An 11801-nucleotide genomic window follows, 5' to 3' on the forward strand; every position below is an offset into this window, starting at 1 on the left:
GGACAGCGCATGCCTGCGCACCCGGGGCAGGGCCTCAGGCGCTGAACAGGAAGCGGCCGACCACCGCGTTGAGCTGCTCGGCTTCTCGCTTCAGGCTTTCGGCCGCGGCGGCGCCCTGCTCCACCAGCGCCGCGTTCTGCTGCGTCACGGCGTCGAGTTGCGTCACCGCGCCGCCCACCTGCGTGATGCCGCTGGTCTGCTCGCGGGTGGCGGCGGAGATCTCGCCGATCAAGGTGCTGACGCGACGGGCCTGATCGACGATGCTGCGCATGCTGCTGCCGGCATCGCCCACCAGCCGCGTCCCGGCCTCAACCCGCTCCACCGAGGTGCCGATCAGCACCTTGATCTCCTTGGCGGCATCGGCTGAGCGCTGAGCCAGGCTGCGCACCTCGCTGGCCACCACCGCGAAGCCACGGCCCTGCTCGCCGGCACGCGCTGCCTCCACCGCGGCGTTCAGGGCCAGGATGTTGGTCTGGAAAGCTATGCCGTCGATGGTGCCGATGATGTCCGCGATGCGGCGCGACGACTCGCTGATCTGGCCGATGGTGGCCACCACCTTCTCCACCGCCTCGCCACCGCCCTGCGCCGCGTTCGAGGCTTCGCGGGCCAGCACGTCGGCTTCGGCCGCCGTCTCGGCGGTGTTGCGCACGGTGCCGGTCAGCTGCTCCATCGACGAGGCGGTCTGCTGCAGGCTGCCGGCCTGCGCTTCGGTGCGCCGGCTCAGGTCGATGTTGCCTGTGGCGATCTCGGCGGACGCCCGCTCGATGGCCGCGGAGGCGCGGCTGACATCGGCCATGGCCACGTTCATCTTCAGCAAGGCTGCCTTCAGCAGGGCCGCGGTGTCGGTGCTGGCGGGCAGTCGTGCCACGTCCAGGCACAAGGCGTTGCCGCGGTCGAGGTGCCGCACCAGGGCCGACAGTTCGGCCGTCTCGTGGGAGGCGCGCCGCAACTGCAGCGCCAGCACGATCTCGATGCCGGTCTGCGCCACCACGTAGCTGGCATGCATCAGCATCTTCAGGAAGTCGGGCTCCGGCGTGCAGTACACCGGCCAGCCGGCGGCCTGCAGCCGGTCGAACACGATGTGGTGCACCGCGAACAGCCCTGCCGCCAGCACCAGCGGCCGCCAGTCCCGGTACACCAGCACCATGCCCAGCAGCACGAACACCCCGAAGTGGAACTCGACCGTGCCGCGCCCGAGCTGGATGTGCAGCGCCACCATCGCGGCATTGGCCGCCACCAGCACCCCCTGCGACAGCCAGGTGCCGCGCGCTGCGAAGAAGGCGATCAGCCCCGACACCAGCAAACCGGCGGCTGCGACGCCGGCCAGGCGGCCCTGCCCGAAATGGAGGCCGATGGCCAGCGCGGCCAGCGCCGAAACGCCCAGCGTGGCGACCATGACCTGGTCACCCACGCGGGCAACCGTGCGGAACGCAACCTCAGCGTGCTTAGCCGGGGAACCAGAGTGCAGAACGGGGAACAGCGACATGAGGGGGACCATTCAGCAGGTGCCGCATCGGTGGCCGCACCAATGCGCGCTGCCAGAGGATGCACGGCGGCCGGGCGGTTTATCGACCGGCGGCTCACCCGCTTTAAATGATCGCAATCAACAATTTCTCACTTTATTGATCAGCCATCACCACTGACGATGTCGCCACCTTCACGGGCCAGCGCCTGCCTGGCGGACTCGGCTTCCTCCGCCGAGCGGGGATGGGCCACCACCGCCCAGCGGCCGCGCGCCGTGGCATCGCGCACGCAATGGATCACCCGCCCGCGGTCGGGGCCCCAGGCGCGCAGCCCGGCCAGCAGCAAGCCGACCAGCAGGCCGTAGGCCATTGCGGTGACGATGGTGAGGCCGGGCGCCGCGTTCGCCACGTCCCAGTCGCCGGCCACCAGCACCGCGCCGATCAGGGCCCCGGCCGCCACGCCCATCACGGCCAGGCGTGCATGGCTGCGCAGCAAGGTGTGCCAGAGGCCGGTGGGCTCAGGGGTCATCTTGCGGCCCAGGCGCGGGTCGTTGGGCTCCACCACCAGCACGGGGCAGCGCTCGCCGCGCTGCTGCCGCTGCAGGCTGCCAGCGGCACGTGCGGCGGCCGTGCCGTTGTCGAACAGCGCAGCCACCAGGGTCAGGGACCGCTCGCCGAACAGGTGCATCGCAGCTCGCATGGGGGTCTCCTCGTGATTCGCATGCCGCCATGGCGGCGCATGGCCCATTGAATCGGACCCACCGCCGGGGCGCGATCAACCGACGGCCCGTTGCGCTGTCGGCCGGGGCCTACGGCGTGTGACGGCAGGCCCCGGTGCATCACAATCGCCGCCCATGAAACTCCGCATGGCTGAAAACTCGCTCTTTGCCATCCTGCTGCGCTCCCGCTGGTGGGTGAGCCTGCTGGTGGCGCTGGGCTTCGTGGTGGTGTCCTTCGCGCTGCTGCCAGAATCCGTGCGCGTGGTGGGCGCGCTGGGCGGGGCGCCCTTCGTCATCATCTCGATCATGGCGCTGCGCCGCCAATGGGGCCTGCCCAGCCCGGCCAAGGCCGAGGCGCTGCTCAAGGCCGCCGGCAGCATCGGCTGGATCGAGCTGGCCGATGCGCTCACCGCCGCCTGGCAGCGCGAGGGCTATACCGTGCAACGCCTGACCGGCCAGCGCGCCGACTTCGTGCTGCAGCGCCAGGGCCGCACCGTGGTGGCCAGCGCGCGCCGGCTCAAGGCCGCGCGCGTGGGCGTGGAGCCGTTGCGCGAACTGCTGCAGGCCGTGGATGAACATGAGGCCACCAGCGGCCTGTACCTGGCACTGGGCGAGCCCACCGAAGCCGCGGTGAGCTTTGCCAACCAGAACGCGATCTCGCTGCTGCGCGGCATGCCGCTGGCGCAGCTGCTGCGCGACATGCCGGTGAGCGCTCCGGCGGCCGCGCCGCGAAAGGCATGAACGTCATGGCACCGCGCATTGCCCTCATCGCCCACGACGGCCGCAAGCAGGCCATGGTGGCCCTGGCGCAGGAGTTCGCCACCTTGCTGGCCGGCTGCACGCTGTGCGCCACCGGCACCACCGGCCAGCGCCTGCAGGACGAGGTGGGCCTGGTGGTGGAACGCCTGCTCAGCGGCCCGCTGGGCGGCGACCTGCAGATCGGCGCCCGCCTGGCGGTGGGCGGGCTGGACGCGGTGATCTTCCTGCGCGACCCGATGACCGCGCAGCCGCATGAGCCCGACATCAATGCCCTGGTACGCGCCTGCGACGTGCACGACGTGCCCTGCGCCACCAACGTCTCCGGCGCGCGGCTGATGCTGCGGCAGATCGCGCTGCAGGCCGGCATCGGCTAGCAGCCCCCGGGGCCTGCGCAGCCGCGTGCAAAACTCGCGGCCATGATCCAGGCCTTTGCTGTTCTTCTGGTGCTGCAGCTCGTCGGCGAGCTGCTGGTTCAATCCCTGGGGCTGCCCTTGCCGGGCCCGCTGGTGGGCATGCTGCTGCTGCTGGCCGGGCTGGTGTGGCGCGGCGGCGTGCCCGAGCCGCTGCGCAAGCTGGGCGACGTGCTGCTGCAGAACATGATGCTGCTGTTCATCCCCGCGGTGGCCGGCGTGATGATGCTGTTCGAGCGCGTGGCGCAGGAATGGCTGCCCTTCTTCGTGGCCTGCATCGGCGGCGCGGCCATCACGCTGGTGGTCACGGCCCTGGTGCTGCAGGCGCTGCTCAAGCGCCGCCCGCCCGACCTGGACACGCCGGCGCCGCCCGCTCCCACGGAGCCGCGCGCATGAAGGCCGAGTTCTTCCAGATCTGGGTGTTCCTGGCGCAATCGCCGCTGCTGTGGCTCACGCTCACGGTGCTGGTGTACCTGGGCGCGCTGGCGCTGTACCGGCGCAGCGGGCTCAACCCGCTGGTCAATCCGGTGCTGGTGTCGGTGGCCGCCATCGTCACCGTGCTGCTGCTCACCCGCACACCCTATCCGCAGTACTTCGAGGGCGCGAAGTTCGTGCACTTCCTGATCGGCCCGGCCACGGTGGCACTGGCCATTCCGCTGTACAACCAGCTGGCGCGGCTCAAGCGCATGGCCTGGCCGGTGGGCATCGCGCTGCTGAGCGGCTGCATCACCGCCATCGTCAGCGCGGTGGGCATCGGCTGGCTGCTGGGCGCCACGCCCGAGACGCTGCGATCGCTGGCGCCCAAGTCGTCCACCATGCCGATTGCCATGGGCGTGGCCGAGCGCATCGGCGGCCTGCCTTCGCTGGCCGCGGTGGCGGTGGCGGTCACGGGCATCTCGGGCGCCATCATGGCGCGCAGCCTGTTCAACCTGCTGAAGATCCAGGACCCCGCGGTGCGCGGCTTTGCAGTGGGTGTGGCCTCGCACGCCATCGGCACCGCGCGGGCGCTGCAGGTGCATGAACAGGCCGGCGCCTTCTCGGCGCTGGCGATGGCGCTCAATGGCATTGCAACGGCACTGCTGGTGCCGTTGCTGCTTGCCCTCTTGTAGCGCTTAGCTCGCCTGCGCCAGCAGCCGCGCGAAGTGGTTGTGCTGCTCGATCACGCGCGGCAGTTCCACCGTGGTGAGCTGGCCGTCGCGCACCACCACGCGGCCGTTGACGATGCTGTGCGTGACCTGCGGCGCGCCGCAGAACACCAGCGCCGCCAACGGATCGCCCTGGCCGCCGGCCAGGCCGACGTGGTTCAGGTCGAAGCTGACGAAGTCGGCCGACATGCCCGGCGCCAGCGCGCCGATGTCGTCGCGGCCCAGCACCTGGGCGCCGCCGCGGGTGGCGATTTCCAGCGTCTCGCGCGCCGTCATCGCCGCGCCGGTCACCCGCTGCAGCAGCATGGCCATGCGCGTTTCGCCCAGCATGTGCGCGCCGTCGTTGGAGGCCGAGCCGTCCACGCCCAGGCCCACCGGCACGCCCAGATCGCGCATGCGGCGCACCGGCGCAATGCCCGAGCCCAGCCGCATGTTGGAGCACGGGCAATGGGCCACGCCGGTGCGGCTGCGGGCGAACAGTTGCAGGCCCGGCTCGTCGAGCTTGACGCAGTGGGCATGCCACACGTCGGGGCCCACCCAGCCCAGGTCCTCGGCGTATTCAGCCGGCGTCATGCCGAACTTCTCGCGCGAGTAGGCGATGTCGTTGTCGTTCTCGGCCAGGTGGGTGTGCAGGCTGACGCCGTACTGGCGGGCCAGCAGGGCCGAGTCGCGCATCAAGCCGCGGCTGACGCTGAAGGGCGAGCACGGCGCCACCACGATGCGCAGCATCGCGTGGCGCGCCGGGTCGTGCCAGCGTTCGATCAGGCGCTGGGTTTCCTTCAGGATCGCGGGCTCCTGCTCCACCACGCGATCGGGCGGCAGGCCGCCCTGGCTCTGGCCCACGCTCATCGATCCGCGCGCCGCATGGAAGCGCATGCCGATCTGCTGCGCGGCCTCGATGCTGTGTTCGAGTTTGACGCCGTTGGGGTAGATGTAAAGATGATCGCTGGAGGTGGTGCAGCCTGACAGCAGCAGCTCGGCCATCGCGGTGAGGGTGGAGGTGCGCACCATGTCGGGCGTGAGGCCGGCCCAGATGGGATACAGGGCCTGCAGCCAGCCGAACAGCTCCGCGTCCTGCGCGGGGCCGATGACGCGGGTGAGGCTCTGGTACATGTGGTGGTGGGTGTTCACCAGGCCCGGGATCACGATCTGGTCGCGGGCGTCGATCACCTCGTCGGCTTCGGTGGGCAGCTCGTGCGTGGGGCCCACGGCTTCGATGACACCGCCACGGCAGAAGATGCCGCCGTCGGCGATCTCGCGGCGGGTGTCGTCCATGGTGACGACGAGGCGGGCGTTTTTGATGAGCAGGGTTGGGGTCATGGTGCGTTTGCCCTCTTTCGCTTCTTTCGACATCTAGTTTGCTTCTGGGTGGGTGTGTTGAACACCCTGGGTGCGTTTGGGCTGGTTTGCGCAGGGCCGTGCGGGCGGGCCCGGGGGCTTAGCTTCCGCGGTCCGCGCACAGCGCGGACTGCCCTGCGCTACTCGGGTGGATGGCCCGCGGTCCAACTCGCTACGTTCGCTGCGCTCACTGCGCTCGGACAACGACCGCGAGTCAGTTCACGAAGCGCGCTGCGCGCGCGGCCACCCACCCTGCGTTGCTCGGCGCTCCACATGCGCCCCCGGGCCCGCCCGCACGGCCCTGCGCAAAGGTCCACCCGCGGCACTGCGCGCTACGGGCTCGCGCTGCGCGCATTGCCCGCTGTGCCATGCATGCGGCCGTGCTGAAGCCTGGCGTGGTTTCCCAGCTGAGTCTGCGAAGGCCTGGCACCCGCCAGTCCGAGCCGTGCGGTGGGTGGGGGGCGGAGGGGCGATTTCTGGGGCGGCGAGGAGCGCAGTGGCGAGGTCGGCGCGCGTGAGCGCGCTTCGTGAACTGACTCGCGGCAATTGTTCGAGTGCAGTGAGCGCAGCGAACGTAGCGAGTTTTGCCGCGCGACCTCGGCGCGAGCACCGCAGCGCAGTCGGCCCGCAGGGCCGACCGCCCCAGCATGAGCCCCGCCGCCCCCCGCCCACCGCTCGGCGGCCGAACAAGAACAGCAAAGACAGCCGCCGATCAAGAACAGCCCAACCAACAAACGCTCAATGCCCCCCATCCGCCGCCAACGCCGCATCCCGCGTCTCTTCCAGGCTGGCCCGCTGCGCGCCGTTGAAGAAGAGGTTCAGCAGCACCGCGCTGAGGGTCGCCAGCAGGATGCCGGATTCGAGCAGCGGATGCAGACCATGCGGCATGTGCTGCGTCCAGGCCGGGGCCACCAGCGGCACCATGCCCAGGCTGACCGAGACGGCCACGATGTAGAGGTTGTTGCGGTTGGTTTTGTAGTCCACCGCGGCCAGGATGCGCACGCCGGTTGCGGCCACCATGCCGAACATCACCAGCCCGGCGCCACCCAGCACAAACTGCGGCAGCGACTCGACCAGCGCCGCCATCTTCGGGATCAGCCCCAGCACGATCAGGATGATGCCGCCGGCCACGCACACGAAGCGGCTGCGCACGCCCGTCACGCCCACCAGCCCCACGTTCTGCGAGAAGCTGGTGTACGGAAAGGTGTTGAACACCCCGCCGATGATGGTGCCCAGCCCGTCCACCCGCAGCCCGGCGGTCAGGCTCTGCGGCGTCACGCGGCGGCCCGTCAGGTCGCCCAGCGCCAGGAACATGCCGGTCGATTCGATGAAGGTCACGATCATCACCAGCACCATGGTGGCGATCAGCACCGGATCGAAGGTGGGCATGCCGAAGCTGAACGGCAGCACCACGTCGAACCAGTGCGCGCCGGCCACCTTGTCGAAGTGCATCTTGCCCATGGCCGTGGCCACGATGCCGCCCGCCACGATGCCCAGCAGCACCGAGATGTTCTGCACGAAGCCGCGCGTGTACTTGGCGATCAGCAGGATCACCGCCAGCACGAAGAAGGCGATGGCCATGTTGTCCAGCGCCGCGTAGTTGGGGTTGGCGATCATCGGCGCCGGCCCGGTGCCGCCACCGGCCGCGAAGGCCGGGTCGGGGATCTTGGCCAGGAAGGCCGGCCCGCCCATCGCCCAGCCAATGCCCACGCGCATCAGGCTGATGCCGATCACCGCGATGATGGTGCCGGTGACCACCGGCGGAAAGAAGCGCAGCATGCGGCTGGCCAGCGGCGCGATGAACACGCCGATGAAGCCCGCCGCGATGATGGCCCCGAAGATGGCCCTGGCGCCCTCCACGCCCGGCGTGGACTCGGCCATCGCCACCATCGGGCCCACGGCCGCGAAGGTCACGCCCATCATCACCGGCAGGCGGATGCCGAACCATTGCGTCAGGCCCCAGCTCTGGATCAGCGTGGCGATGCCGCAGCAGAACAGGTCGGCCGAGATCAGCAGCGCCACCTGATCAGGCGACAGCTTGAGCGCGCGGCCCACGATCAGCGGCACCGCGATGGCACCGGCATACATCACCAGCACATGCTGCAGGCCCAGGGCGGCCAGGCGCGGCAGGCGCGGCTTTTCATCCACCGGGTGGACCGTGGTGGTTTGGCTCATGGCGAACTCCTCGACAGAGGGAGGTGGGATGCCGACCGGCGACGCCGGTCGGGGTTCAGTCAATCAAGTGGAGACCGTTCAGCCCGCCGGGCCGCCCCAAGGGCTGAACGCGCCCCAAGGGTCCGAAGAGCCCTTCTACAAGGGCCTGGGGGCCGCGAGCGCAGCGAGCTTGGGGGCTTCATTCGCGTTTGGCGCCGGCTTCGAACCATTTGCCGAGCAACGCACGCTCCTCGGCCGTGATGCCCGTGGCGTTGTTCAGCGGCATCTGCTTGCTGACCACGGCCTGCTGGTAGATCTGGGCCGCATGCTCGGCCACCAGGTCGGCCGTGTGCAGCTGCACGCCCTTGCTGGCCAACGCCGCGTTGTGGCACATCGCGCAGCGCTGGTTGACGATCTGCTCCACACGGGCAAAGCCCTGCAGCTGCGGCTGGCCGGGCTGCGCGGTGCCCGGGGGCGGCAGCGGGCTGCGTTCAGGCGCCACGAAGAACACCAGGCCGATCAGCAGGCCGATGGCCACGATCACCAGCTCCCAGCGCTCCTTGTGGCGGTGGCGCAGCACGAAGAACTGCCGCACCAGCGCGCCCACCAGCATCATGCCGATCAGCACCAGCCAGTTGTGCGGGTGCAGGTACAGCATGCCGTAGTGGTTGCTGATCATCGCGATCAGCACCGGCAGCGTGAAGTAGGTGTTGTGCACGCTGCGCTGCTTGCCGCGCTGGCCGTGGATCGGGTCGGGCTTGCGGCCCGCCTTCAGGTCGGCCACCACCTTGCGCTGGCCGGGGATGATCCAGAAGAAGACGTTGGCACTCATGATGGTGCCCAGCATCGCGCCCATCAGCAGGAAGGCGGCGCGGCCGGCGAACAGGTGGCAGGCCAGCCAGGTGGCCGCGCACACGTACAGGAAGATGAGCACGCCCACCCGCAGGTCGCCGCCGATGGAGCCGTCCTTGTTGCGGCCGAACACGCGGCAGATCAGGTCGTAGACGATCCAGCCCGCCACCAGAAAGCCCAGCGCCGCGGCCACGGCACCGCCCTGCGACCACTGGAAGACGCGTGGGTCGACCAGGAAGGTCTGCGCCTGCCACAGGTACATCACGCTGAACAGCGCGAAGCCCGACAGCCAGGTGGAGTACGACTCCCAGTAGGACCAGTGCAGATTGCCCTTGGGCATTTTCTTCGGGCCCACGAAGTACTTCTGCGAGTTGTAGAAGCCGCCGCCGTGCACGGCCCACAGCTCACCGTTGACGCCACGCGCCAGCAGGTCTTCGTCTTCAGGGGGTGTGAGGCTGTTGTCCAGCATCACGAAGTAGAACGATGCGCCGATCCAGGCGATCGCGGTGATGACGTGCAGCCAGCGCAGCAGCAGGTTCAGCCAGTCGAACAGATACGCTTCCATCGTCGGAGTCTCCTCGCCTCCGAGGGCTCGCCACCGCGGGCGCTGCGAGCCATGTCAGTGCTGTCGCGGCCTCGGCGAATGCCGGCCCACTGCGACGATGGAATGAAAGAAGGAATCGTGCCTGGTCAGCTGCCCCGGTAGGTGCTGTAGCTCCAGGGGCTGACCAGCAGCGGCACATGGTAGTGGGCCGTGGCGTCGGCAATGCCGAAGTCCAGCGGCACCTGGTCGAGGAAAGGCGGGTCGGGCAGCTCGGCGCCCATGGCGTTGAAGTAGGAGGCCACCTCGAACACCAGCCGGTAGCGGCCGGGCTTGAAGGTGTCGCCGGCCAGCAGCGGTTCGTCGGCGCGGCCGTCGTGGTTGAGCACCACCCGCTTGAGCTGTTGCGGCAGCCCGTCGTCCAGCTGGTAGAGCGTGACCGCCATGCCGGCCGCCGGACCGCCGCGGGCGGTATCGAGTACGTGGGTGGTCAGCTTGCCCATCGACTGCTTCTTTCCTCGTTCGGGTAATTGATGCTTGAAGTGTGTGCTCAACTGTATACACTTTGGCGTGCAGTTCAAGTCCTGGATTCCCCTGACCGCACCATGCCCCGCGCACCTGCCGCCTCTCACGCACCGTTGAGCACCCCGCCACGCACCAGGCGTGCGCAGGCGGCCCAGGCCGTGCAGGAAACGCGCCCGCCCGAGCCCGCGGCAGATGGCGCCGAGACCAGCAGCACCCAGCGCATCGTCGATGCCATCACCACCGCCATCGTCGAGCGGCGGCTGCAGCCCGGCACCAAGCTGGTGGAGCAGCAGATCGCCGACGTGTTCAGCGTCTCGCGCACGCTGGTGCGGCAGGCGCTCAACCAGCTCAGCCGCGACCGGCTGGTCAAGCTGGAGCCGGCCCGCGGCGCCTTCGTCGCCACGCCCAGCGTGGAAGAGGCGCGCCAAGTGTTCGAGGCGCGCAAGCTGATCGAGGGCGCGATGATCAAGCAGCTGTGCGCGCGCATCACCCCGGCGCAGATCGCCGAACTGCGCGGCCACCTGCAGGCCGAGCTCGATGCCATCCAGCGCACCGACGTGCCCGGCCGCACCTGGCTGCTGAGCGACTTCCACCTGGTGCTGGCCCGCATGCTGGGCAACGAGGTGCTGGCCCAGCTGCTGGCCGACCTGCTGTCGCGCAGCTCGCTCATCTCCCTCATGTACCAGTCGTCGCACTCGGCCGAGCACTCGCGCGACGAGCACGTGGCCATCGTCGATGCGCTGGAGCGCGGCGACGCCCGCGCCGCCGTGCGCCTGACCGAAGCCCACCTTTCGAACGTGGAGCGCAACCTGCGGTTGCATCCGCGCACCTCGGACCTGCAGGCCGCCTTGCGGCCGCATGCAGCGCCCGCCCACCCCTGACCCGAAGTGCCATGAGTCACCCAGAGAACCACGACCCCCGCGCCGGCGAGCACACCTATGCCGGCTATGCCCGCGACATGAAGGGCTACGGCCGCGACGTGCCCCACGCCCGCTGGCCGGGCGGCGCGCGCATCGCGGTGTCCTTCGTGCTCAATTACGAAGAAGGCGGCGAGAACAACCCGCTGCACGGCGACCCGTCGACCGAAACCTTCCTGTCGGAGATGGTCACCGCCTCGGCCTTCGAGAACCGGCACATGACCATGGAGTCGATGTACGAGTACGGCTCGCGCGTGGGCGTGTGGCGCGTGCTGCGCGAGTTCGAGAGCCGCGGCCTGCCGCTGACCATCTTCGGCGTGGGCATGGCCATGCAGCGCTACCCCGAGCTGGTGCAGCACTTCGTGCAGGCCGGCTACGAGATCGCCAACCACGGCCTGCGCTGGATCCACTACCAGAACCTGCCTGAAGCGACGGAAGCGCGCCACATCGCGCTGGGCACGCAGGTGGTGCGCGAGATGACCGGCGGCCAGTGGCCGGTGGGCTGGTACACCGGCCGCGACAGCCCCAACACCCGCCGCCTGGTGGTGGACCATGGCGGCTACGAATACGACAGCGACTACTACGGCGACGACCTGCCCTTCTGGCTGAACGTACAGAAGACCGCAGGCGGCGAATCGCCGATGCTGGTGGTGCCCTACTCGCTGGACACCAACGACATGCGCTGCGTGCAGGCCAACGGCTTCAACACCGGCGAGGCCTTCTTCACCTACCTGCGCGACACCTTCGACGCGCTGTATGCCGAAGGCGACCCCAACGGGCTGGACCGGCCCAAGATGATGAGCATCGGCATGCACTGCCGGCTGCTGGGCAAGCCCGGCCGCATCGCGGCGCTGCAGCGCTTCCTGGACCATGTGACGAGCCGCGAGCAGGTGTGGATCACCCGCCGCGTGGACATCGCCCGCCACTGGAAGCAGGTGCACCCCTACAACCCCGCCACCGCCCATACGTGGCGCTGAG

The 11801-nt window shown here is 69.4% G+C and carries 12 protein-coding genes; 6 read left to right on the top strand and 6 right to left on the bottom strand.

Annotated elements, in window-relative coordinates; translation table 11 throughout:
• Positions 1-34: 34 nt before the first annotated feature.
• Complete coding sequence (locus MW290_RS33195) at positions 35-1411, bottom strand: methyl-accepting chemotaxis protein (RefSeq protein ID WP_310740132.1); 1377 nt, start codon at positions 1409-1411, stop codon at positions 35-37.
• Between the two features lie 215 nt (positions 1412-1626).
• A complete protein-coding gene (locus MW290_RS26655) occupies positions 1627-2163 on the bottom strand; it encodes a hypothetical protein (protein WP_250197375.1) in 537 nt (178 codons plus the stop codon).
• Between the two features lie 154 nt (positions 2164-2317).
• On the opposite strand from MW290_RS26655, the gene MW290_RS26660 reads away from it, so the two are divergent.
• From MW290_RS26660 to MW290_RS26675, 4 genes are read left to right on the top strand one after another with little or no spacing between them, the layout of a single operon-like run.
• Positions 2318-2923, top strand: a complete 606-nt coding sequence (locus MW290_RS26660) for a restriction endonuclease (RefSeq protein ID WP_250197376.1) — start codon at positions 2318-2320, stop codon at positions 2921-2923.
• Between the two features lie 5 nt (positions 2924-2928).
• On the top strand, positions 2929-3315 hold the full coding sequence (locus MW290_RS26665) for a methylglyoxal synthase (RefSeq protein ID WP_250197378.1): 387 nt from the start codon (positions 2929-2931) through the stop codon (positions 3313-3315).
• A gap of 42 nt (positions 3316-3357) precedes the next feature.
• The gene (locus MW290_RS26670) at positions 3358-3747 is read left to right on the top strand and encodes a CidA/LrgA family protein (protein ID WP_250197380.1); all 390 of its coding nucleotides are present in this window, start codon (positions 3358-3360) and stop codon (positions 3745-3747) included.
• The gene (locus MW290_RS26675; protein WP_250197381.1) at positions 3744-4460 is read left to right on the top strand and encodes an LrgB family protein; all 717 of its coding nucleotides are present in this window, start codon (positions 3744-3746) and stop codon (positions 4458-4460) included. The genes MW290_RS26670 and MW290_RS26675 overlap by 4 nt, the downstream gene beginning before the upstream one ends.
• A 3-nt stretch (positions 4461-4463) precedes the next feature.
• On the opposite strand, the gene MW290_RS26680 is transcribed toward MW290_RS26675, so the two are convergent.
• The 4 genes from MW290_RS26680 to uraH form a co-directional block, all read right to left on the bottom strand.
• Positions 4464-5816, bottom strand: coding sequence for an 8-oxoguanine deaminase (locus MW290_RS26680; RefSeq protein WP_250197382.1), 1353 nt, complete (start codon positions 5814-5816; stop codon positions 4464-4466).
• A gap of 756 nt (positions 5817-6572) precedes the next feature.
• Positions 6573-8009 (bottom strand): nucleobase:cation symporter-2 family protein, encoded by a 1437-nt coding sequence (locus MW290_RS26685; protein WP_250197383.1) that lies wholly within the window; start codon positions 8007-8009, stop codon positions 6573-6575.
• 178 nt (positions 8010-8187) lie between these two features.
• A complete protein-coding gene (locus tag MW290_RS26690; protein WP_250197385.1) occupies positions 8188-9405 on the bottom strand; it encodes a urate hydroxylase PuuD in 1218 nt (405 codons plus the stop codon).
• A 125-nt stretch (positions 9406-9530) separates the two neighbouring features.
• Complete coding sequence (gene uraH, locus MW290_RS26695; RefSeq protein WP_250197387.1) at positions 9531-9884, bottom strand: hydroxyisourate hydrolase; 354 nt, start codon at positions 9882-9884, stop codon at positions 9531-9533.
• Between the two features lie 102 nt (positions 9885-9986).
• Here uraH and MW290_RS26700 point away from each other — a divergent pair, with 102 nt between their 5' ends.
• Both MW290_RS26700 and puuE read left to right on the top strand, forming a co-directional pair.
• The gene (locus MW290_RS26700) at positions 9987-10787 is read left to right on the top strand and encodes a GntR family transcriptional regulator (protein ID WP_375142859.1); all 801 of its coding nucleotides are present in this window, start codon (positions 9987-9989) and stop codon (positions 10785-10787) included.
• A gap of 11 nt (positions 10788-10798) precedes the next feature.
• Positions 10799-11800, top strand: a complete 1002-nt coding sequence (gene puuE, locus MW290_RS26705; protein WP_250197389.1) for an allantoinase PuuE — start codon at positions 10799-10801, stop codon at positions 11798-11800.
• The last annotated feature ends 1 nt before the right edge of the window (position 11801 follow it).

This window comes from Aquincola tertiaricarbonis, from assembly GCF_023573145.1.
GTDB classification, from domain to species: Bacteria; Pseudomonadota; Gammaproteobacteria; order Burkholderiales; family Burkholderiaceae_C; genus Aquincola; species Aquincola tertiaricarbonis_B.

What these genes read in the sequence shown, in the direction of transcription:
- MW290_RS26655 (WP_250197375.1), bottom strand. Translation starts at nt 2,163, where the DNA reads ATGCGAGCTGCGATGCACCTGTTCGGCGAGCGGTCCCTGACCCTGGTG.
- MW290_RS26660 (WP_250197376.1), top strand. Translation starts at nt 2,318, where the DNA reads ATGAAACTCCGCATGGCTGAAAACTCGCTCTTTGCCATCCTGCTGCGC.
- MW290_RS26665 (WP_250197378.1), top strand. Translation starts at nt 2,929, where the DNA reads ATGGCACCGCGCATTGCCCTCATCGCCCACGACGGCCGCAAGCAGGCC.
- MW290_RS26670 (WP_250197380.1), top strand. Translation starts at nt 3,358, where the DNA reads ATGATCCAGGCCTTTGCTGTTCTTCTGGTGCTGCAGCTCGTCGGCGAG.
- MW290_RS26675 (WP_250197381.1), top strand. Translation starts at nt 3,744, where the DNA reads ATGAAGGCCGAGTTCTTCCAGATCTGGGTGTTCCTGGCGCAATCGCCG.
- MW290_RS26680 (WP_250197382.1), bottom strand. Translation starts at nt 5,816, where the DNA reads ATGACCCCAACCCTGCTCATCAAAAACGCCCGCCTCGTCGTCACCATG.
- MW290_RS26685 (WP_250197383.1), bottom strand. Translation starts at nt 8,009, where the DNA reads ATGAGCCAAACCACCACGGTCCACCCGGTGGATGAAAAGCCGCGCCTG.
- MW290_RS26690 (WP_250197385.1), bottom strand. Translation starts at nt 9,405, where the DNA reads ATGGAAGCGTATCTGTTCGACTGGCTGAACCTGCTGCTGCGCTGGCTG.
- uraH (WP_250197387.1), bottom strand. Translation starts at nt 9,884, where the DNA reads ATGGGCAAGCTGACCACCCACGTACTCGATACCGCCCGCGGCGGTCCG.
- MW290_RS26700 (WP_375142859.1), top strand. Translation starts at nt 9,987, where the DNA reads ATGCCCCGCGCACCTGCCGCCTCTCACGCACCGTTGAGCACCCCGCCA.
- puuE (WP_250197389.1), top strand. Translation starts at nt 10,799, where the DNA reads ATGAGTCACCCAGAGAACCACGACCCCCGCGCCGGCGAGCACACCTAT.